Here is a 20,532-nt window from a genome sequence, read left to right as displayed (position 1 = left end):
GTCTACTTCTTAACGATGTCACTTAGTTTTATCGCATCAAGCATCTCGTCGATCTTGCCTTGAAGACCACTAAACATCGACCAAATTTGACAGCTCGAGGCTTTATTTGACGGGCAGCCATCCGCAGAAGATGAGCACTCAAAGACGTTAAGTTCACGTTTTTCAGCGCACTCTATTATCTTTTTTATGCTTAAATTTTCAGGTTCGTTATTTAGCGCGAAACCGCCATTTGCCCCTTTAAACGACTTTAAAATTCCATCTTTTGCAAGATTTTGTAAAATTTTGGCTAAAAAGCTTTTTGAAATTTTAAGTTCATTTGAAATTGTATCAACATCAACCGGAGATGATTTTTGTGATATTAAAATAAGTGAAAGTAGAGCGTATTCGCTTGCCTTTGTAAAAAGCATTTATCTTCCTTAAGTCTTTAAATAGCCCTAATTTTATTAAATTTTTACTGCATTTTTCATTAATTTTTAAAAAGCGTAGTTTTATCTAACTTTATGTTTTAAATGCTATAATCGCTCTTCCAAAATTCACCAATCAGGAGGTCATTATGGCTTTGGATTCGGCTAAAAAAGCTCAAATAGTTGCGAAATTCGCTAGAAAAGAGGGAGATACAGGCTCTCCAGAAGTTCAAATAGCTCTTTTAACAGCTAGAATAACTGAACTTACAGAACACCTTAAAATTTTCAAAAAAGACTTTTCATCACGCTTAGGTCTTTTAAAACTAGTTGGTCAAAGAAAAAGACTTTTAAAGTATCTTAAAAACAAAGACTACACTACATATTCAAAACTAATCTCTGAGCTTGGCTTAAGAGATAAATAATCCATCGGAGAGCAATCTGCTCTCCTTACTAAATTTCATTTATCCGTATTTTTTATTCAAAAATTTACAGCTCAATTTTAAAATTTCCCATCTTTAGTATTAATTTATCTACTCACAATATGACTAACCTTTTTAAATAAAGTAAAATTAGAATTAATTTCTTCATTTTATATAAAAAGCTAAATCTCTATATCTTTATTTCTTTTATAATAAATTTATCAATTTTAAATAAATTTTAAAGTCCCTAAATAATTGACTTTAGTAGAATTAAATTAATTTTAACTTAAATTAAAAATTTATTTTTATAGATAAAGAATTTTTATTAAAGATTAAGAATTCGGCTAGTAATATTACCCATATATAAATATGCAAATATTGCATAGCAAAGGAGAAAATAATGAAAGAAGGCAAAGTCATCTGTCCTTATTGTGGGACAGGCTGTCAAGTAACCTTGCATGTGGAAAACAATGTCGTTCGTGCCGCCACTGGCGTTGAAGACAATCCAGTCAATCAAGGAAATTTATGTTTAAAAGGCTTTTATGGCTGGGATTACGTTGCAAGTCCAGATAGACTCACAAAACCATTAATTAGAAAGAAAAATGGCGTATTTTCAAAGGATGGTGATTTTGAGGAAGCCAGCTGGGACGAGGCGCTTGATCTTGTCGTAGAAAAAATGAAAGAAACCAAAGCAAAATATGGTCCAGACGCATTAGCTGGAAATTTCTCAGCACGTTGTACACTTGAGGACAACTACGTTGCTCAAAAACTAATGCGCGCAGTAATTGGCACAAATAACGTCGATCACTGCGCTAGAATTTGACACGCTCCGACAGTAGCAGGACTTGCTAAAACAATCGGAAACGGAGCTGCCACAAATAGCTTTACAGAGATTGGCACTTATAGTAACTGTATATTAATGATAGGCTCAAACCCAGAAAATGGTCACCCAATCGCAGCTATGCACATCCAAAGAGCGCTAAACCGCGGTGCAAAACTGATCGTTATCGACCCTATTAAGACTGAGTTTGCAAGTAGAGCCGATATCCACTTGCAGCTAGAGCCTGAGCACAACATCCCTGTTATAAACGCGCTTCTTTATACTATCATCGAAGAAGGCCTTGTAAATGAAGAATTTGTAAGAGATCACACAATAGGCATTGAGTATGTCAAAGAAGCTGTAAAAGACTATGCTCCAGAGGTCGTGGCTAAATACACAAGGCTAAATCCAGAGGATATCAGAGCAGCTGCTAGAATGTACGCTACCACAAAGCCAGCTGTCATCACTCACGGTATGGGCGTAACTCACTTTAACCACGGCGTTGGCGGAGTTTGCGATGTGTCAAATTTATTCTTGATCACCGGCAACATCTGTGAGCTTGGCACAGGCGACTTACCACTAAGAGGCCAAGAGAATGTTCAAGGCTGCTGCGATATGGGCGTTTTGCCAAATATCTTCCCAAATCTTGGCTCAGTCACTGATCCAGAGCAAAGAGCTTGGTTTGAAAAAATGTGGCACCTAGAACCTGGATTTTTGAGCTCAAAAATAGGCGTTCACAAAACCGAAGTACCTGATGCGATCCTTGATGGCAAAGTGCATTTCTTCTGGACTATCGGCGAAAATCCGGTCATCTCTGAGCCAAATACAAACCACTTCCTAAAAGGTATCGCTCATGTTGATTTCTACGTCGTGCAAGATCTATTCTTAACTGAGACTTCACTAAAAGCTGACGTCATACTTCCAGGCGTTGCAAGTAGCGAGAAAGAAGGACTTTATACAAACGCAGAGCGCCGCGTACAGCACAACGAAGCAGTCATCACACCTCCAGGAGATGCTAGACAAGACTGGTGGATCGTTTGCGAGATCGCACGTCGTTTAGGAGCAACTGAGGGCTTTAACTTCAACTCACCAGAAGAAATTTGGGAAGAAGTTAGAAAATGCGACCCAAGACGATATGGCGGTATGAGTTATTATCGTATCAAAAAATATCACGGACTACATTGGCCATGTCCAAATGAAGATGACATGGGTGGTCAAAGCCTCTATCTTGATAAGAAATTTTTCACACCTGATGGCAAAGGTCGTTTTGTGCCATGCCTCTTTGTGGATAAGGCCGATAAGATCGAGAGCGCAAAACTTGAGTTTGCTAAGAAGATGAATATGTCGCCTGAGTATCCTATCATGGCTGGCTCAGTCGATGAAAAGACTGACGATGAGTATCCGATACAGCTTCTAACCACTAGAAAGGTCTATCAATACACAGTTGGCACTATGACAAGACGCTCACGAGCGATCGAAGAAGGCGGAGATAGCATCGGACCTATCGCCGAAATGAATCCAGCACTTGCAGCAAGATACGGACTAAAACAAGGTGACTTTATCAAAGCTTGGAGTAGATACGGCTACATCGTCGTAAAAGCTGAAGTGACTGACATCGTGCCTGATGGCATCATACAGATGACTTTCCACTACTGGGAGAGCTCTTGCAACGAGCTAACAAGCAGCGGTTGGGACTACATCAGTAAGACTCCGACATTTAAAGCAGCTATCCAGATCAAAAAGATCGATGAAGAGGAATTTTTACGAGTTCGCGAGCTAAAACGCGAGAAATTCCAAACTTCAAAGATCATCTACGACGACTTCCACCACCACGGAAACGCAGCGATAAATGAGTAAATTTAGCGGGAAATTCCCGCTAAATTTCTTTACTACCAAATTTCATAATCCAAAAATTTTGACATTGCGAAGCCAAAAAATCTAAATTTTAACTTCACTGTTTGTAGTTAAATTTTATATTAAACACAAAAGCAGATATTTTTAAATTTATTTAAACGCCAAAAAGCTCATAAAATTTCCCCATTTAAATGTGCTCTCGACACGCTTAAAGCCAGCATTTAGGGCTAAATTTCTATTTTCTTCTTCGGTATATGGCACCAACACGTTTTCAAGCGCCTCTCTTTTTTGGGCGATCTCATAGCGTGAGTAGCCTTGCGCCTGCTTGTAGTCCTCGTAAATTTCTATGACGCTTTTAGTAAGTTTTTTATCTTCAAAGATGATCTTTTCACTAAATAAAAAGACTCCATTTTCATTTAGTCCGTTATAAATTTTTTGCACTAGATCTGCCCTTTTTGGTGGTCTGATAAACTGCAAAGTATAGTTTGCCAAAACTGCATCAAAGCCCGCTAGCTCACACTTTAAAATATCATCAAGCAAAAATTTTATCTTTGCTCCATAAGCTTTTGCCTTATTTTTGGCATTTGCTAGCATAGCTTCAGAGTTATCCACGCCACTTAGCACGAGGTCGTTTCTAAGGTTATTTAGTAAAAGCAAGCTATTTGCCGTCGAGCAGCCAAGATCGCATACGCTTGCATCTTTTGGCAAAATTTTAGCTAGCAGCTTTGCGTTTAGATTTGAGCTCACATCGTAAAATGGCACCGAGCGCGAGATCATATCATCAAAAACGCTCGCCACAAAGTCATCAAATTCAAACTGCTTGCTTATAGGCTCTTTAAAAATTTCATCTCTCATATACCAGCTCCATATCCGTCAAAGTATCTCATCGTCTCTCCAAAGAAAAGATCGCACACGCCCACACACTGCCTAGCCTCGTTTATATCGTGCTTTATCTGCTCTTTTAGCTCGCTAAGATTATTAAATTTTTTATTATCTCTTAGGCGTTTTATGAAGCAAACGGCAACGTGCTTCGTTACTTTTGGCGCGACCTCGTCTAAGATGTGCGTCTCGACACTAAAATTTCCATCCGTGCTAAGCCTGTTGCCTATAAAAGTGACCGAGCCATATGTGTATGAGCCCATCCTAGTTCTTGTCGCATAGACGCCCTCGCGCGGCAAAAGATAGCTTTTGATCTCTAAATTTAGCGTTGCAACTAGCTCCTTTGCACCGATGCCCTGCCCTTTTATCACATTGCCCTCAATCGAGTACTCCCTGCCTATTAGCCTGTTTGCCTCTTCGATGTTACCTTGGCGTATCAGCTCTCTGATGGATGAGCTATGCACGCCCATGCCGTCATAACAAACCTCATCAACGACCACTACCTCGCCATCAAAAATTCTTTTCAGATCGTGCTTGTCCCACGCTCTGTTTCTGCCAAATCTAAAATCAAAGCCAACAACGATCTTTTTTAAATTTTTAAAATCATGTTTTAGCAATGTGATAAATTCCTCACCACTAAGCCCTTTAATGGTGTCAAAATCATACAAAAAGCAAGGATAGTTTGAGTACTCCGCTCGCTTTAGCTTTGGCGTGATGTTGGCTTTATTTTTATCGATCACGACAAGTCCGCCAAACTCGCCTAGCTGCTTTAAAAGCTGTTTATGCCCTCTATGCACGCCGTCAAAGTGCCCGATCGCAACGGCAGTGATGTTATCTTTTGTTAAAAGCGTAGAAAAATTCGGCATTTCCCTCTTTCCCTTTTACTTCGCACTCTTTGCAAGCTATCATTTTAAATCCTAAGCCATTAGCCATCACTTCAAACCTCTTCATTGCTAAATTTATAGCTTTCATATCAGTGACGACGCCTTTTTTATTTCGTTTTACGCCAACACCCACTTCAAATTGTGGCTTAAAAAGCGTGATAATGAGCGAATTTGTGCTTGCTAAATCGCCTATGGCTGGCAAAATTTCAACCAACGAGATAAAGCTAACATCGCAAGTTATTAGATTAAATTTATCTTGATCTTGCTTGGCAAACTCTCTTATATCGGTCTTTTCATAAATTTTTACTCGCTCATCGCTTCTTAGACTGGCATCTAGCTGATCAGTGCCCACATCCACACCAGTCACGCTTTTTACGCCACGCTCAAGCAAAATTTGCATAAAGCCACCAGTTGAACTGCCGATATCAAGTGCATTTTTGCCAGCTAGGTCAAATTTCATCGCCTCCAAAAAGCTCTTTAGCTTCAAAGCTCCTCGCCCAACGTAAATTTCATCAAGCAGCGAAATTTTAGCCTCACTAACCTCGCTTGAAACCTTGGTGCAAATTTCGCCGTTTGAAAGCACCTTGCCAGATTTAATTAGCTCGCTCGCCTTGTTTCTACTGATATTTAAAACGCTTGCGACATAGTTATCAAACCTCAAGTTTTAGCCTCTCATATTCGCTCTCATCGATCACTCGCACGCCTAGCTCATTTGCTTTTTCTAGCTTACTGCCAGCCTCCTCGCCGGCTAAGACAAAGTCCGTTTTTTTAGAAACTGAGCTTGAAACCTTTGCACCAAAACTCTCAAGCTCCGCCTTTATCTCATCTCTTGGGCGACTTAGCGTGCCAGTTATCACGACCGTTTTGCCACTTAGCGCATTTGAGATGCTCTGCGCCTGCGTCACGCTTGGCTGCACGATCTGGCTAAGGGCTAAAATTTCTGCTCTATTTACCTCGGCAAAGTCTATCAAGCTGTTTGCCATCTCCACGCCAAAGCCCTCAAGCGAGACAAGCTCTTCAAAACTAGCATCAAGCCAGCCCAGCCCAAAACTACTTGCTAGCTTTTTAGCTGCCACTTCGCCAATGTGCTCGCAGCCAAGCCCCGTAATGAAGCGCGCTAGCTCCACACCTTTACTGGCTTCGATAGCGTTTAAAAGGTTATTTACCTTTTTCTCCTTAAATCCCTCAAGCACCATGAGATCATCAAATTTAAGGCCGTAGATATCTTTTATGCAAGAGATCAGTCCCTTATCAAATAACAAATTTACGATCGCATCGCCAAGGCCGTCTATATTTAGGCATTTTTTCGATGCGTAGTGAATTATTGAGCCAACCACTCTTGCCCTGCAGCTTAAATTTTGACACTTTACAAAGACCCCTTCATCAAGTAGGTGCGAGCCACAAACTGGACAAAATTTTGGCCTATCTATCGCCTCTTCGCTGCCATCGCGCCTATCCTTATAAACCTTTGTTATCTTTGGTATAACATCACCTGAGCGGATGATGCCGATATAGTCGTTTTTCATGACACCAAGGCGCTCTATTTCATCAAAGTTATGAAGCGTGGCTGATTTTACATTAGCTCCATCGATATTTACCTCGTCAAGCACGCCAACAGGCGTTACTACGCCACTTCTGCCAACCTGAAGTGCGACATCTTTTAGCCTAGTCACCTTTTCAATAGCTGGAAATTTAAACGCCACCATAAATTTTGGAAATTTAACCGTATAGCCCAGCTCTTCACAGCGCGCAAGGTCGTTTACACGTATCACCATTCCATCCATCATCACGCTCTTTGAGTCACGATTTGCTAAAAGCTCGTTGTATGCAGCCTCAAGCTCATCTTTTGTTAAAATTTTAAAAAAATCATCTCTTTCAAAGCCAAGATCACGCACAAATTTCATCACCTCGCTGTGATCTTTTAGCCCAAGAGTATGCTCGCCCACGCCCCAAGGTATGAAAAGTAGCTTTCTTTTTGCAGTTACCGCGCTATCAAGCTGTCTTAGGCTTCCGGCAGCTGCATTTCTAGGGTTTGAAAGCGGCGCCTCGCCATTTTTTGCGCGCTCTGCGTTTAGAAGCTCAAAATCTTCTTTTTTTATAACGACCTCGCCCCTGATTTCAATTAGCCCTTTGTAATCAATGCTCTTTAAAACAGAATTTATCGTCTTTGCATTTTGCGTCACGTCCTCGCCCGTAACGCCATCACCCCTAGTAATTGCCCTAACCAAAACGCCGTTTTCATAAAGCAAATTTAAGCTCGCTCCATCAAATTTTGGCTCAGCCACAAAGGTCAAATTCTCTTTATCGCCACGCTTTAGCCACGCATCAAGCTCGGCTAGATCAAAAATATCTTCCATACTCCACATGCGTTTGATGTGATTAGCCTTACTAAAGCCCTCTTTTACGGTGCCGCCCACGCGTTTTGTAGGTGAAAAGATAGAAATTTCGCTTGGATTTGCCTGCTCATAATCAAGCACCGCGTGATATAGCGCGTCGTATTCCTCGTCGCTTGCAAGTGGCTCGTCATCGTCGTAGTAGGCCTTTGCCCACGCATTTAGCGTCTCTACCGCTCTTTCATACTCTTGTTTTGTCATTTTTGCTCCAAATTTACACCGCATTTTATCTTAAACATACTTTATAAATGATCTAAATTTAGCTCTCTGGCGTCACATAAATGGACATTTTTATAGACCTTTACTATCTCATCCCTCACCCTCATCAGCGCAAAACCAAGTAAATTTTACCCTCGCCACTTCGTAGGATTTTGCGCATTTTCATCGCTTGCAGCCAAACCTATGCCCCAAATTTTATCAACTGGGCTTGCCTCAACCAAAATTTTATCCTTTGTCGAGAGCAAAAACTCTCGCAAAGGGGCATTTTGGCTAAATTTTAGATAGCTCGCATTTAGCACGACGCTAAATTTGACCTCGTCCCAGACCTTAACGTCAAAGCCTCGCACCTGCCTACCAAGCGCCTTCATCTGCGCTGGATCTTTGGCAGATAAAATTTGCTCCAAAGCCTCTTTATCGCCAAAGCACTCAGCCTTTTTAGCCTTGCACTCTACCAAAGCGTGGTTTGCTTCATCGCCTCGTGTATATCAAAAAGCTGCTTGTGCTCGGCCACATCGTGCGTCCTAATGATCTGCGCACCATTTTCATAAGCTTTTAGGTGCAGATAGAGCGAGCCTGGCAAGCGCTCCTTAACCTCGCTTTTATAGTAGTGATTTATGACTGATTTGCGGCTAGCGCCGACTAGCAGCGGGCAGTCAAATTTCAAAAAATGCTCCAAATGCTTAATAAGCAGCAAATTTTGCTCAGCCGTCTTGCCAAAGCCAATACCCACATCAAGTACTAGTTTTTTGGAGCCAAGCTCCTTTGCTAGGGCTATCTTTTGCTCAAAAAAGTCCGCTATCTCGCCGATTAAGTCGTTATATTTTGGCGCAACCTGCATGGTGGCTGGATCGCCTTGCATATGCATCATGCAAAACTCAGCGTCATATTGTGCCGCAAGCGTGGCGAGTGAAGCATTTGCCGTGATGTCATTTATCATTTTAAAGCCGTGATTTAGAGCAAATTCTAAACAATACTCATCAAAGCTATCAAGGCTAAATTTCGCCTTTTCATGTAAATTTAGCTTGTAAATTTCCTCCACAATATCTTTTATGCGCCTAAATTCCTCTTCACGTCCGCAATACTGGCTCCCTGGCCTTGAGCTAACGCCGCCAAGGTCGATGTAGTCTGCACCTACTTCTATCATATATTCTATTTTTGAAATACCATTTTGCGTATTTATGCGGCTTTGTTCGTTAAAGCTATCTGTGTTTATATTTGCAACTCCCATTATAAGAGGCTTTGTTGGCTTTATAAATTTTGTCTCTAAAAAGGCTGCTAAATTTTTAAGTCCAAAGTCTTGCAACTTCTCTTTTTTAGCTAACTGCCTAAGCTGCGCATCTGTCGCCATTAGCAAGGCTTTATTTAGACTTTCACGCCCTAAAATCGTATCTTTATGCGTCACAAGCTCAGCTCCAACACTTAATGCATCTTGCTTTAATATATTTGCCGCTGGGGTTTTTATCTCATCTATAAATATAAAATTTATCTCGCTCTTTTCATGCATGAGCTTCGCGCCACCCGGACTTGGCGAGACAGCCTTGCAAATTTCATCAAAGTCGCTTTTATTATTTATCTTATAAAATTTCAACGTCGTCCTTTTTGAAATATAGTAAGCAGTAGTGGCGTTAGTACGGCGTGAGATTTGGCATTTAGATCCGCAAGCTTGATGAGCGAGAAAAAATACTCCATCTCATCGCAGCTAAATTTATACCCGCTATCAACCGCCTTTGTCACAATAATGCCAACAAGCTCTTTTAACTCGTTTTTGCTAAATTTCTGAGCTTGCTCGTCTGCGATCTTTTGATCGATAAAGCTTGTTAGCTCTTTTAGGCTAAGCGATTTTAAATTTAGATCAAGGGTTATTTTTGGCTTTTTGGTTAGATTATTTTCTATGAGCATTCTTGATCTAATCGTCGGTAGAAGTAAATTTTTACTCTGCGTTACTATTATAAATTTGATATTTCTTGGGGGCTCTTCGATGATCTTTAAAAGTGCATTTTGAGCCTCTGTCCTAAAAGAATTAGCATGTATTACTAAAATTTTTTCATCTTTTTCAGCAATGTATGCTTCTGCGATGACCTCTTTTGCATTTTCTAGCAAAAAATCATCACTTACATAAAATCTTAAATTATTAATGCCAAACTCATCTTCAAGTTTAGCTTTTAAATTTTCAAAATCGCTTGTAACTACGATTTTATTAAGCATTTAGAGTATCACCTTGGCAAAGAGCGCCGCATCAATGCTTTTATCAAAAATTTTGCAAAGACTTATTAGTTTAATGTCTAAATTTTCATCGCTTGAGCTAAGAGTAAAGCTATTTTGTGCTTGCTCGTCAAATAGCCACATATAGCTATCCTCGTCGCTTTTGGCTAAATTTGCATATCTATCAAGACTCTTTCCGATATAAAAAAACAAGTATCCGTTTGGAAAGGCAAGACTTAGCATATCTTTTAGAAGCTGCTTTTGCTCATTTGTCTCTATCTCATCAAGTGATGGATAGAGCGATCTTAGGCTAAAAAAAGGCAAAAATGGCCTAATGCTTTTTGAGTGATTCATCTTTTTCAAAAGATAAGTTTCAAACCATCTTCGCTCTTCATCACTTATAGTTATAAAAGCCCTTCCTTCGAGCAAAAATTTAAGCCTAGATGCAAGCAAAGGCGTCCACTCAACACGCCTTTCCTCCATCCAGCTCATCAAAGGACCTTCGTCCCTAATAGCCTTTAACGTCCACTGAATAAAATCTTGCATTATTTATCTAGCTTATAAGCATCATGAAGTACGCGAACTGCTAGCTCACCATATTTTTGATCAACGATCATTGAAATTTTTATCTCGCTTGTTGAGATCATTTGGATATTTATTCCCTCTTTTGCAAGCGTTTCAAATGCCAAACATGCTACGCCACTATGGCTCTTCATGCCGACGCCAATAACTGAAACTTTTACGATCGCGTCATCAAATTCTATATGTTTTGCAGCTGAGAGCTTTTGCATAGTCTCTTTTGCTAGTTCAAGCTCATTTTGTGGCACTGTAAAGCCTAAATTTGTAGTGCCGTCATGTCCTACGTTTTGGATTATCATATCTACGTTTATGTTTTCATGAGCTAAAGCTGTAAAAATTTCTGCTGCGATGCCAGGTTTATCAACTACGCCCCTTAGAGTTACTCTTGCTTGATTTTTATCTAGTGCTATTCCGCTTACTAAAACTGCTTCCATATTGTCATCTTCCTTTGCTATTAATGTACCTTCGTTGTGATTAAAGCTACTTCTTGTAATGAGTTTTACATTTAGTTTTTTTGCTAGCTCGACTGAGCGATTTTGTAGTACCTTTGCGCCAGCAGAAGCGAGCTCTAGCATCTCATCATAGCTTATCTTCTCAAGTTTTTTTGCCTTTTTTTCTATCCTTGGATCTGTCGTATAAACGCCATCAACATCGGTAAAAATTTCGCATAGATCAGCATCAAGCGCCCCTGCTAATGCAACTGCACTAAGGTCACTACCGCCTCTACCAAGGGTTGTGATATTACCTTTTTCATCTATACCTTGAAAGCCAGCTACAACTACGATTTTGCCAGCTTTTAGCTCGGCTTTTAGCCTAGCAGTCTCTATCCTTTCGATCCTTGCTTTCGTATGAATATCATCAGTAATAATGCCTGCCATCGCACCTGTCATACCCACACATGCATAGCCTTTTGCATTAAGTGCGATCGTTAAAAGCGCAGTCGTTACTTGCTCTCCAGAGCTTAAAAGCATATCAGTGGCGACGCCATCTGGATGTTTTGAAAAATACTCACTATATTCAACCAATTGATTTGTAACTCCGCTCATCGCAGAAACTACCACAACTACGTCTGCACCGCTATTTTTTGTCTCAATGACCCTATTTGCCACAGCTTCGATGCGTTCAAGTGTTCCTACGCTAGTTCCGCCAAATTTTTGAACGATCAACATCAAAAATATCCTTTCTCTTTAAAATAACTCAAAACCTTTTCATAAATAGGCTTTTTAAAGTGATTTATGTTCTCTAAACTTCTACCAAAATCTACAAATTTATACTCGCTAAACTCAGGATGTTCTGTCTTTAAATTTATGCTGGCACCATTTTTAAGTCTAACTAAAAAATACTTTTGTGTCTGTCCATCAAATGGATAAAATTTCTTTGCCGCGTTTACTGGAAAGTCGTAGCTTAGCCACTGCGGATACTCATCTAAGATATCGATTTTATCAGTTCCGATCTCTTCTTTAAGCTCTCTTTTTAAAGCCTGCTTTGGACTCTCACCTTCGTCTATTCCGCCTTGAGGAAACTGCCAAATATCATCCATATCCACCCTTTTTGCGACTAAAATTTCACATTTAAATGGATACAAGCTAGACAAAATAACAGCTGCCACATTTGGTCTGTATTTTTTTTGCATGATTTTTCCAAAAATTTTATTTGGGATAATAACTAAAAAGAGTTAAGAGATAGATAAATAAAACTACTTTTTACGCCGTTTGTAGTAAATCACACAGCCGCTAAAAAGTAGCACGCCAACTCCACAAGAAGCCATAAAAAAGATAAATTTTCCAGCCTCTTTGAATGTATATCCAGCGTGCAAATCAAGCATAAATTTATAAATTTCAAAAGATTTTGGCATGGTGTTTTTTAAAATTTCTCCACTTGCCGTATCGACCGCAAGTCTAACGCCATCACTCTCACTAGCGCCTTTTGGCAAGTAAAAGATCATAAATTTTACGCCGTCTTTATTGAGGATAAAATTTAAAGCATCAAACTCATTTCCAAATTTTAAGGTAAAAATTTCATAAGCTTTATGAAGATTTTCTACCTTTTGCTTTTCATTTAGGCTAAAGCCATTTTTGCTAGTAAAATTTGGCTTTTTAAAGACCTTCTCTTCGCCACAAATTTGATTTATAACCTTAGCAAAGCTCTCATAAGAAAAGTATAGACCGCTAACACAGATAATAAGCAAAATGGCCCCCAAATAAAGCCCTAAAAATCCATGCAACGAATATAAAAATGCAAATTTCTTTGCCTTTAGATTTAGCTTAAAGGCGCTAATAAATTTGCTTCTAAATCTCCAAAATTGTATAAACGCTCCAGTTAATAAAATCGCAAGTAGTGCAAGCGTTGAAATCGCCACTATCTCGCTTGCGAATTTAGATAAATTTTCATTTTTAAATAGAGCTAGCCCTAGATTTTTATGTAAATTTAGAGCTAGCCCTATAAATTTTTCCACGCTATTTTCAGAGACTACCTCACCCGTATAAGGATCTACAAAGAACGACTTAAACTCGCCACTCTCGCTTGTGCCGCTTACCACATAAGCTCTATTTGCCTCGCCTTTTATCTTTATATAACTAAGGTTAAAATTTGGCCAAGTCTTACTAAAGACCTTTAAAATTTCATCTATTTTTAAAGCACTTTTATTAGTTGCTATGTCTATCTCATCTTTACTAAAAGCTTCAATTATCTCATCGTGATACGAAATAATCGCTCCACTAATTGAGATTATCAAAAGTGGCAAAGCAAAGATAAGAGCTAAAATTAAGTGAAATTTCCGCCAAATTTTAAACATTTTAGAACTTCAAATTAAAGCCAAGTTCGATCTTTTGTCCATCAACTATCAAAACATCATATCTGCCTGATCTTGTCGTAAAAAACTCGTTAAATAGATTATAAACGCTTAAGTTTAGGCTGAAATTTTTAGTTACATTGTAGTTTATGCCAAGATCTGCGATAACGTAAGCTCTCATATCATCAGCATAGCTAAATGAGTTTTTAGTTCTACCATAATAATTTATCTGTGACCAGAAATTTAGCCATCTATTTAGCTCGTAGTTTGCTCCAAATTTAAATGTATGAAGCGGGTAGTTGTTTAAGCTTTTGCCAACTTCTGATCCATCTTTTTGTTTTGATTTTGTATAAACATAGCTTTGATTTAGTCTAAGAGCATTTGTCACCTGCCACTCATTTGTTAGCTCAACTCCGTAAATTTCAGCCTTACCGATATTTATACTCTCCCAAATACCATTTGGATAAATTTTGCCTTTATGCCTGCAAACACTGCCTCTTGAGCAGATAGGTCTGTAACTTAACATATCTTTAAAACTTGTGTAAAAGCCAGTTAAAGATGTTTCAAAACCTTCATTATTATTATAAACGCCACCAAATTCATAACTTACGCTTGTCTCTGGCTTAAGGCTGCTTCTACCAAGCTGTGCTCCGCGTCCTCCGGCAAATGGCAAAGCAAGATCTTGCGTGCGCTGCTTGATATCAGGTGTCGCATAACCTGTGCTAACTCCGCCTTTTAGAGCAAAAAAGTCATTTAAGTTATAGATACCATAAATTCTTGGTGAAACGTGCGAGCCATAGTTCTCATCGTAGTTATAGCGAATACCTGTGCTTAAGATAAAGTCTTTTGTAAGATGATAGTCATCCTCGCCGTAAAGTGAAACATCATACCTCTTTACATTCGCAGCGTCCGCTGTGGTTGCCTTTTCATCTAGCTTTTCTCTTTTAGCATTTAGTCCTAAGGTAAAGGCGTTATTATCAGTAAAATATGAGCCTTTTGTATCAAAATTTAGAGTCTTTAGTGTCAAATTTTGTTGTGCTATCTCTTTTATCTTGCCATAAGATAAATAGCTTTGAAGCAAGATATTATCAAGCCTTGCTTCGTGGCTTAAATTTATCACATCGCCCTTTATCCTCTCACTAGCAACTGAGTTGGTACCAGTTGATAGTGTTTTGCCTTTAGTTCTTTTATATTTTACATCGCTTCTTGCAAGCTCAAGCGTAATATCATTATTTTCATTTGGCTTCAAAAATAGCTTCGCACCAAAATTTCTATCCTTTTGCTCTCTATTTGCGTAAGAAATTTTATCTTCTGATTTATTTAAATTTTTACCATAAACAGAAACACTTAAAACATCGTCAATTAGTCCAGAGTGCAAATAAAGGCTGTTGTAAAACTCACCGCTTATATTTTTATTTCTAGCAAATTTATAGCTTGAGCCAAGATTTGCGCCAAATTCATTACTAAACTCATCTGTAATAATATTTATAACTCCGCCTAGTGCGTCACTTCCATAAAGCGAGCTCATAGGTCCACGTATCACTTCGATACGGCTTATCGCACTTGCTGGCGGAATAAAACTATATGAGCCTCCAACGCTTCTAAGGCCTTTATAGGCGTTATCACCTGGTACTGGCATGCCATTTACTAAAATTTTAGTAAATCTTGGAGAGAATCCACGTATAGAAATTCCTCGTCTATTTGCCGCTTCTGGAGTCGTCCCAAAAAGACTTGGGATATCCTTTGTCATGCTCTCGATATCTTTATGATTTTTCTTTTCTAATGCCTCTTTAGTTATAACGCTAAGCGTTGCTGGTGCGTCTTTGATATTTTGCTCAAATCCTGTTGCACTCACTACTTTAACCTCTGGTAGAACCTTATCTTCATTTGCAAAAAGCGGTAAATTTATAAAAATTGCCGCACAAATAGAAATTTTTAATGCACTTTTCACAAAAACTCCTTATAAAAATTTAATGCACATTTTACTAAAATTAAATAATCGTTATCAATATCATACGTAACGCTAAAGGGATTAAATTTAACGCTTGAGGGATAAAATGATAAATTTAGACAAAAAATATGGAACGAGCAAGATATCTCAAAAGGAAAAACAAGTAAGCGTAGAGTTTTTCAAGCAAAGCAGTGGCATCAGCTATCTAAAAAGTGAAATTTTATGTAATGGCAGGATAAAAATAGATCGTCATAAGTCTAAAAAATACCTATTTTTAATGTTTAATGAGGATAAAAACGATCTTTGCTTTAAGCTTGATAGGAAAGAGTATATTTTAAACAAAGATGAATTTTGCATTGGGCTTGTTAATGATGATTTTAAAGGCGTCTTTGAGTATCAAAATAAATTTTATAAGACAAAAACATTACTTTTTGACGAAAGTTACGCAAATAAGCTTGAGATATTTGCTGGGCTTAGATTTGATGATAAATTTGAGCTATTAAAATATAAAAAAGATTTAGCTCAAATTTGCGTTTTAAATGAACTTGATACGACAAATTTATATGAAGGCGCGATGAGGGAAATTTTTATCGAGTCAAAAATTTTAGAGCTTATTTATAAAAGTAAAATACTAAAAGAGAGCGAAATTTCACTTAGTAGTGACGAAGAAGAGACTCTTTTAAAGGCTAAAACAATCTTATTAAGCCGTATGCAAAATCCTCCAAGCATCAAAGAGCTAGCCCATCTTTGTGGCACAAATGACTTTTGGCTAAAGAAAAATTTTAAGCTATTTTTTAAAGATACGATCTATCAACTCTTAGCAAAAGAGCGTCTAAAGCTGGCTTTTACTCTTTTAGAGCAAAATGATATCAGCATAAAAGAAGCCGCAAATATCGTAGGTTATACAAATACTGCACATTTTGCAAAAATTTTTAAGATAAATTTTGGCTTTTTGCCAAGCAAACTCTTAAAGACCAAAAGCTACTTTTAAACTGCTATAAATGCCAAATTTCTTATAATCGCCAAAATTTTAAAAAGAGAGAAATTTGCAAGTTTATATCCACGTGCCATTTTGTGAAAGCAAATGTCCTTACTGTGCTTTTGGCTCAAGTGACGACGAATTTAACAAGGTTAGCGCCTATTTTAAGGCACTTTGCCTTGATCTAAATTTTCAGCTAAAAAGCCAAAATGTAAAAGAAATTTCTACTATCTTTTTTGGTGGCGGCACACCAAGCGCGGTAAATGCTAAGCTTTATGATGAAATTTTTAGCATTTTAGCTCCTCTTTGCACTCCAACAACTGAGATCACACTTGAAGCAAATCCAAATTCTGCAAATTTAGCCTGGCTAAAGCATGTTAAAAATTTAGGTGCAAATCGCATAAGCTTTGGTGCTCAAAGTTTTTTTGAAGATAAGCTAAAATTTCTTGGGCGCATTCACAGCAGAGAGCAAATTTTTAAAGCAGTTGAAAATGCCCAGACAGCTGGCTTTAAGAGCATAAATTTAGACCTCATCTATGACACTAAATTTGATACTAAAAAACGCCTTTTGGCTGAAGTGGCAAATTTAAAAAACCTTGCTATCACGCACCTAAGCGCTTACTCTCTTACACTTGAAGAAAATACCCCATTTGCTGGCAAAAAAAGCTATAAAAAAGATAGCGACACTTTGGCTAAATTTATGATAGAGCAGATCAAGCGAGCTGGCTTTGGGCAGTATGAAATTTCAAATTACGGGCAGATTTGCAAGCACAATCTTGGCTACTGGCAAGGCAAAAACTACCTTGGCGTGGGTGCTTATAGCGTGGGCTTCGTGGATGGCATCAGATACTACGCCAAAAATAGCATCAATGCCTACATCTCGCAACCAACTTACAGAGAAAGAGAAATTTTAAGTCAAAGCGAGCTAGTAAGAGAGCATATATTTTTAGGGCTTAGAAGCATAGTTGGCGTGGAGGCTGGACGCTTAAGTGAGGCTCAGAAAAAAAGAGCAAATATACTTGTAGAAAATGAAAAACTGCTCTTTAAAAATGGCAAATTTTATAATCCAAATTTCTTACTAAGCGACGAGATCGCACTCTTTATCGAGGGCTAAATTTATAAAATTTTGAGCAAAGTCAAGATAAAATACAAAGCTTAAATAAAATTTAATAGAGGCCAAAATGTTTGGAATGAGTTTTTCTGAAATCTTAGTTATCGCCATTATTGCAGTGTTAGTTTTAGGTCCTGACAAGCTGCCAAGTGCGATGGTTCAGATTGCAAAATTTCTAAAAATGTTTAAAAAAGGCATAAACGACGCAAAATCAACATTTGATCAAGAAATGAAGATAGCTGAGCTAAAAGAAGATGCCCAAAAATATAAAGAAAGCATAACTAAAAGCACGCAGAATGTGCGCAAAAAGCTTACTTTTGAAGAGCTTGACGAGATCAAGAAAAGCGCAAGCGACGTCACTGAAAGCATACAAAACGTCGTAAGCGACACGAAAAAAACGGTAGAAAATATACAAAATCCAACAAATTTAGTTAAAGATGCGATCTTAAACGATAAAAAAGAGGCGTAATGTTTGAAGAGCTAAGACCCCATTTAATCGAACTTAGAAAGAGACTTTTTATAAGCATAGTAAGCGTTTTTGTCTGTTTTGGCATCTGCTTTACGTTTTGGAACCCACTGCTTGCATGGATGAGCGAACCATTAAAACAGGTATTGCCAGCTGGCTCAAATATCATATTTACTCAAATTCAAGAGCCTTTTTTTACAGCGATGAAGGTTGCATTTTTTGCTGGTGTCGTGATCGCGCTACCTATCATTTTTTGGCAGTTTTGGCTATTTGTCGCCCCTGGACTTTATGACAATGAAAAAAAATATGTGATCCCATTTGTCATCTCAGCTTCATTTATGTTTGCGTGCGGGGCGGCATTTTGTTACTACGTGGTGATTCCACTTGGCTTTGCATTTTTGGTAAATTTTGGTGGCCAGCTCTTTACGGCACTACCAAGCATTGGCGAGTATGTTGGCTTTTTTGCAAAACTACTGATTGGCTTTGGAATTTCATTTGAGCTACCAGTCATTACATTTTTCTTAGCAAAGATCGGACTTGTTGATGACAAGATGCTAAAAGATTACTTCAGATATGCTGTTGTTATCATCTTTATCTTTGCAGCTATCGTTACACCACCTGATGTGATAAGTCAAGTCTTAATGGCACTACCACTAATCGGACTTTATGGAATTTCAATAATCGTCGCTAAAAGAGCTAACAAGAGCGACGATGAAGACGAAAAAGAAGAACAAGACAGCGACGTAGCAAGCGATGAGTAATATAAACGACGTCTCAAGTTATGATTATTTTTTGCCTGAAGAGCTCATCGCAAAAGAGCCAGTTTTGCCAAAAGAAGAGGCAAGATTGCTTGTCTATTTTAAAAATACAAAAGAGATAAAACACTACAAATTTAAAGATCTCTCCAGCCTTATTCCAGAGGACGCAGCGGTCATTTTTAATAACACAAAAGTTATCAAAGCTCGTATTTTAGGACAAAAAGAAAGCGGCGGGGCTTGCGAAGTGATGCTAAACCAGCCCATAGGCGAGAATAAATTTAGTGTCTATATAAGAGGCAAAGTAAGCTCTGGTAGCGTTTTAAATTTTCCTGATAATCTAAAAGTAAATGTGCTTGAGCTAAATGACGATGGCACAAGGGTGGTGAATTTTACGCGAAATGGCGTTTTGCTTGATAATGTTCGCCTTTTTAGTGAGCTTGAAAAAATTGGTCACGTCCCGCTTCCGCCATACATTAAAAGGGCTGATACAAAGGATGATGAGAGCTGGTATCAAAGCATATTTGCCAAAAATAGCGGTGCAGTGGCAGCTCCAACAGCTAGCCTTCACATAAGTGAACAAATGCTAGAGCAGATAAAAGCAAAGCATGAAGTCGCCTATATTACGCTTCACGTTGGCGCTGGGACATTTAAAGGTGTGGAGTGCCAAAATATAAATGACCACAAAATGCACTCAGAATTTTACGAGCTAAGCGAGCAAGCTCAAGAGATTATAAATTCTAATAAACCAATCCTTGGCGTTGGTACGACGGTTACTAGATGCGTTGAAGAATTTGCAAGAAGTAAGCAAGCAAGCGGCTTTTGCAAGCTATTTTTAAACCTAAATAATAAGCCTATCAGGCAAAACTACCTTCTTACAAATTTTCATCTACCAAAATCAACTCTAATAATGCTAGTTACCAGCTTTATAGGGCTTGAAGAGACGATGAGGATTTACAAAATGGCAGTTGATGAAAAGTATAGATTTTACTCATACGGCGACGGGATGTTGATAATATGAAAGATAAGCCTATCGATATCATAAACAGAATGGAAATTTTTCTTAGCGCCATATACCAAGATGCGCAAGACACTAAAAATTCCATCATTTTTAGTTACGATCCAAGTTATCCAAGGTTTTTAAAATTTGATGCTACAAATCTCATAAAAACACTTGAAAATATTTGCAAATTTTTCCTTTACTCTACCGAATATGCTGACATTTACATTCTCTTTCAACTTAAAAATTATAGTCCCAAATCTGTACATTTTGACATTAAGATAAAATCTAGCCATAGCGTAATGAGGCCAAGTCACTACTATCTCAGCAAGATAAATAACTATCTAAAAAAAGCAAATGAATCTATAATCTCTCACAATGATGGAGAATTTTTAATATCTTTTAGTGCAGCACTAACAGGCGATAGAGCCATCCAAAGACAAATAAATATCAAAAATCAAACAAATACAAACATCTTAGTCGCTTGCGATGACGATGCTTTGTTTGACACCATTAATGCTCAGATAAATTTTTTAGGTCTAAAGGTTATCGGCAAAAACGACATTAGCAATCTAATGAGACATATAAAAGATTCTATTTTTACCCCATTTATTATTTTTATCGATAGTAAAATTTTAAAAGATGAAGCGATGCTAGAAGATATACTTGAGTTTAAAAATATTAAGAATTTTCGTATCGTAGCCATTTGTAAAAGCGATGAGTCGGCTAACGATCTGCCAAATAATGTCACAGTATTAAAGCAGCCCTTTAGCACAGATAGCTTTCAGCTAGCTTTTAAAAATTCGCTTAAGAAATAGACCGATTT

21 protein-coding genes are annotated in these 20,532 nt (G+C 38.1%); 8 read left to right on the top strand and 13 right to left on the bottom strand.

Annotation, left to right across the window (positions count from 1 at the left end):
- Positions 1 to 2: 2 nt before the first annotated feature.
- On the bottom strand, positions 3 to 407 hold the full coding sequence (locus CVT05_RS07195; RefSeq protein WP_072594593.1) for an RrF2 family transcriptional regulator: 405 nt from the start codon (positions 405 to 407) through the stop codon (positions 3 to 5).
- 146 nt (positions 408 to 553) lie between these two features.
- Here CVT05_RS07195 and rpsO point away from each other — a divergent pair, with 146 nt between their 5' ends.
- Positions 554 to 826, top strand: coding sequence for a 30S ribosomal protein S15 (gene rpsO / locus CVT05_RS07190; RefSeq protein ID WP_004317763.1), 273 nt, complete (start codon positions 554 to 556; stop codon positions 824 to 826).
- Between the two features lie 397 nt (positions 827 to 1,223).
- Positions 1,224 to 3,500 (top strand): molybdopterin oxidoreductase family protein, encoded by a 2,277-nt coding sequence (locus CVT05_RS07185; RefSeq protein WP_107698305.1) that lies wholly within the window; start codon positions 1,224 to 1,226, stop codon positions 3,498 to 3,500.
- A gap of 147 nt (positions 3,501 to 3,647) precedes the next feature.
- Here the strand turns inward: CVT05_RS07185 and cmoA are convergent, their stop codons facing one another.
- The 12 genes from cmoA to CVT05_RS07125 form a co-directional block, all read right to left on the bottom strand.
- Positions 3,648 to 4,352: a carboxy-S-adenosyl-L-methionine synthase CmoA gene (gene cmoA, locus CVT05_RS07180; protein ID WP_103648276.1), complete on the bottom strand. Its 705-nt coding sequence runs from the start codon at positions 4,350 to 4,352 to the stop codon at positions 3,648 to 3,650.
- Entirely contained in the window at positions 4,349 to 5,242 is an 894-nt protein-coding gene (locus CVT05_RS07175; RefSeq protein WP_107698304.1) for a bifunctional riboflavin kinase/FAD synthetase, read from the bottom strand. Before CVT05_RS07175 ends, cmoA begins: the two co-directional genes overlap by 4 nt.
- Complete coding sequence (locus CVT05_RS07170; protein ID WP_107698303.1) at positions 5,208 to 5,921, bottom strand: TlyA family RNA methyltransferase; 714 nt, start codon at positions 5,919 to 5,921, stop codon at positions 5,208 to 5,210. Before CVT05_RS07170 ends, CVT05_RS07175 begins: the two co-directional genes overlap by 35 nt.
- Positions 5,911 to 7,854: an NAD-dependent DNA ligase LigA gene (ligA, locus tag CVT05_RS07165; RefSeq protein ID WP_107698302.1), complete on the bottom strand. Its 1,944-nt coding sequence runs from the start codon at positions 7,852 to 7,854 to the stop codon at positions 5,911 to 5,913. The genes CVT05_RS07170 and ligA overlap by 11 nt, the downstream gene beginning before the upstream one ends.
- A 146-nt stretch (positions 7,855 to 8,000) precedes the next feature.
- Positions 8,001 to 8,327 (bottom strand): NADAR family protein, encoded by a 327-nt coding sequence (locus tag CVT05_RS07160; RefSeq protein WP_234400578.1) that lies wholly within the window; start codon positions 8,325 to 8,327, stop codon positions 8,001 to 8,003.
- Positions 8,321 to 9,460, bottom strand: a complete 1,140-nt coding sequence (gene folP, locus CVT05_RS07155; RefSeq protein WP_107698301.1) for a dihydropteroate synthase — start codon at positions 9,458 to 9,460, stop codon at positions 8,321 to 8,323. The genes CVT05_RS07160 and folP overlap by 7 nt, the downstream gene beginning before the upstream one ends.
- Complete coding sequence (locus CVT05_RS07150) at positions 9,457 to 10,077, bottom strand: DNA polymerase III subunit delta' (protein WP_107698300.1); 621 nt, start codon at positions 10,075 to 10,077, stop codon at positions 9,457 to 9,459. Before CVT05_RS07150 ends, folP begins: the two co-directional genes overlap by 4 nt.
- Complete coding sequence (locus tag CVT05_RS07145; RefSeq protein WP_087583908.1) at positions 10,078 to 10,620, bottom strand: HobA family DNA replication regulator; 543 nt, start codon at positions 10,618 to 10,620, stop codon at positions 10,078 to 10,080.
- Entirely contained in the window at positions 10,620 to 11,822 is a 1,203-nt protein-coding gene (locus CVT05_RS07140) for an aspartate kinase (protein ID WP_021091541.1), read from the bottom strand. Before CVT05_RS07140 ends, CVT05_RS07145 begins: the two co-directional genes overlap by 1 nt.
- Positions 11,822 to 12,286 (bottom strand): RNA pyrophosphohydrolase, encoded by a 465-nt coding sequence (locus CVT05_RS07135; RefSeq protein ID WP_107698299.1) that lies wholly within the window; start codon positions 12,284 to 12,286, stop codon positions 11,822 to 11,824. Before CVT05_RS07135 ends, CVT05_RS07140 begins: the two co-directional genes overlap by 1 nt.
- A gap of 63 nt (positions 12,287 to 12,349) precedes the next feature.
- Positions 12,350 to 13,447: a PepSY-associated TM helix domain-containing protein gene (locus CVT05_RS07130; RefSeq protein WP_107698298.1), complete on the bottom strand. Its 1,098-nt coding sequence runs from the start codon at positions 13,445 to 13,447 to the stop codon at positions 12,350 to 12,352.
- A gap of 1 nt (position 13,448) precedes the next feature.
- Positions 13,449 to 15,395, bottom strand: coding sequence for a TonB-dependent receptor domain-containing protein (locus tag CVT05_RS07125; protein ID WP_107698297.1), 1,947 nt, complete (start codon positions 15,393 to 15,395; stop codon positions 13,449 to 13,451).
- A gap of 106 nt (positions 15,396 to 15,501) precedes the next feature.
- Here CVT05_RS07125 and CVT05_RS07120 point away from each other — a divergent pair, with 106 nt between their 5' ends.
- The 6 genes from CVT05_RS07120 to CVT05_RS07090 all read left to right on the top strand — a co-directional run bounded on the left by CVT05_RS07120 (position 15,502) and on the right by CVT05_RS07090 (position 20,524).
- The gene (locus CVT05_RS07120; protein WP_107698296.1) at positions 15,502 to 16,386 is read left to right on the top strand and encodes an AraC family transcriptional regulator; all 885 of its coding nucleotides are present in this window, start codon (positions 15,502 to 15,504) and stop codon (positions 16,384 to 16,386) included.
- Positions 16,387 to 16,441: 55 nt separating this feature from the next.
- Positions 16,442 to 17,488, top strand: coding sequence for a radical SAM family heme chaperone HemW (hemW, locus tag CVT05_RS07115; RefSeq protein WP_107698295.1), 1,047 nt, complete (start codon positions 16,442 to 16,444; stop codon positions 17,486 to 17,488).
- A 67-nt stretch (positions 17,489 to 17,555) separates the two neighbouring features.
- Positions 17,556 to 17,954, top strand: coding sequence for a Sec-independent protein translocase protein TatB (gene tatB / locus CVT05_RS07105; RefSeq protein ID WP_084042117.1), 399 nt, complete (start codon positions 17,556 to 17,558; stop codon positions 17,952 to 17,954).
- Positions 17,954 to 18,712 carry a twin-arginine translocase subunit TatC gene (tatC, locus tag CVT05_RS07100; protein WP_021091515.1) on the top strand — a complete coding sequence of 253 codons (759 nt, stop codon included), beginning with the start codon at positions 17,954 to 17,956 and terminating at the stop codon, positions 18,710 to 18,712. Before tatB ends, tatC begins: the two co-directional genes overlap by 1 nt.
- Positions 18,705 to 19,727 carry a tRNA preQ1(34) S-adenosylmethionine ribosyltransferase-isomerase QueA gene (gene queA / locus CVT05_RS07095; RefSeq protein ID WP_107698294.1) on the top strand — a complete coding sequence of 341 codons (1,023 nt, stop codon included), beginning with the start codon at positions 18,705 to 18,707 and terminating at the stop codon, positions 19,725 to 19,727. The genes tatC and queA overlap by 8 nt, the downstream gene beginning before the upstream one ends.
- A complete protein-coding gene (locus tag CVT05_RS07090; protein WP_107698293.1) occupies positions 19,724 to 20,524 on the top strand; it encodes a hypothetical protein in 801 nt (266 codons plus the stop codon). Before queA ends, CVT05_RS07090 begins: the two co-directional genes overlap by 4 nt.
- Positions 20,525 to 20,532: the final 8 nt, after the last annotated feature.

The sequence above is a fragment of the Campylobacter concisus genome (genome assembly GCF_003049705.1).
Taxonomy (GTDB): Bacteria; Campylobacterota; Campylobacteria; order Campylobacterales; family Campylobacteraceae; genus Campylobacter_A; species Campylobacter_A concisus_AR.
This window is presented reverse-complemented; position numbering and strand designations above follow the sequence as displayed.

Bases quoted from the DNA above. Each gene is read 5' to 3' on its own strand.
- CVT05_RS07195 (WP_072594593.1), bottom strand. From the start codon at position 407: ATGCTTTTTACAAAGGCAAGCGAATACGCTCTACTTTCACTTATTTTA.
- rpsO (WP_004317763.1), top strand. From the start codon at position 554: ATGGCTTTGGATTCGGCTAAAAAAGCTCAAATAGTTGCGAAATTCGCT.
- cmoA (WP_103648276.1), bottom strand. From the start codon at position 4,352: ATGAGAGATGAAATTTTTAAAGAGCCTATAAGCAAGCAGTTTGAATTT.
- CVT05_RS07175 (WP_107698304.1), bottom strand. From the start codon at position 5,242: ATGCCGAATTTTTCTACGCTTTTAACAAAAGATAACATCACTGCCGTT.
- ligA (WP_107698302.1), bottom strand. From the start codon at position 7,854: ATGACAAAACAAGAGTATGAAAGAGCGGTAGAGACGCTAAATGCGTGG.
- CVT05_RS07150 (WP_107698300.1), bottom strand. From the start codon at position 10,077: ATGCTTAATAAAATCGTAGTTACAAGCGATTTTGAAAATTTAAAAGCT.
- CVT05_RS07145 (WP_087583908.1), bottom strand. From the start codon at position 10,620: ATGCAAGATTTTATTCAGTGGACGTTAAAGGCTATTAGGGACGAAGGT.
- CVT05_RS07140 (WP_021091541.1), bottom strand. From the start codon at position 11,822: ATGTTGATCGTTCAAAAATTTGGCGGAACTAGCGTAGGAACACTTGAA.
- CVT05_RS07135 (WP_107698299.1), bottom strand. From the start codon at position 12,286: ATGCAAAAAAAATACAGACCAAATGTGGCAGCTGTTATTTTGTCTAGC.
- CVT05_RS07130 (WP_107698298.1), bottom strand. From the start codon at position 13,447: ATGTTTAAAATTTGGCGGAAATTTCACTTAATTTTAGCTCTTATCTTT.
- CVT05_RS07120 (WP_107698296.1), top strand. From the start codon at position 15,502: ATGATAAATTTAGACAAAAAATATGGAACGAGCAAGATATCTCAAAAG.
- tatB (WP_084042117.1), top strand. From the start codon at position 17,556: ATGTTTGGAATGAGTTTTTCTGAAATCTTAGTTATCGCCATTATTGCA.
- tatC (WP_021091515.1), top strand. From the start codon at position 17,954: ATGTTTGAAGAGCTAAGACCCCATTTAATCGAACTTAGAAAGAGACTT.
- queA (WP_107698294.1), top strand. From the start codon at position 18,705: ATGAGTAATATAAACGACGTCTCAAGTTATGATTATTTTTTGCCTGAA.
- CVT05_RS07090 (WP_107698293.1), top strand. From the start codon at position 19,724: ATGAAAGATAAGCCTATCGATATCATAAACAGAATGGAAATTTTTCTT.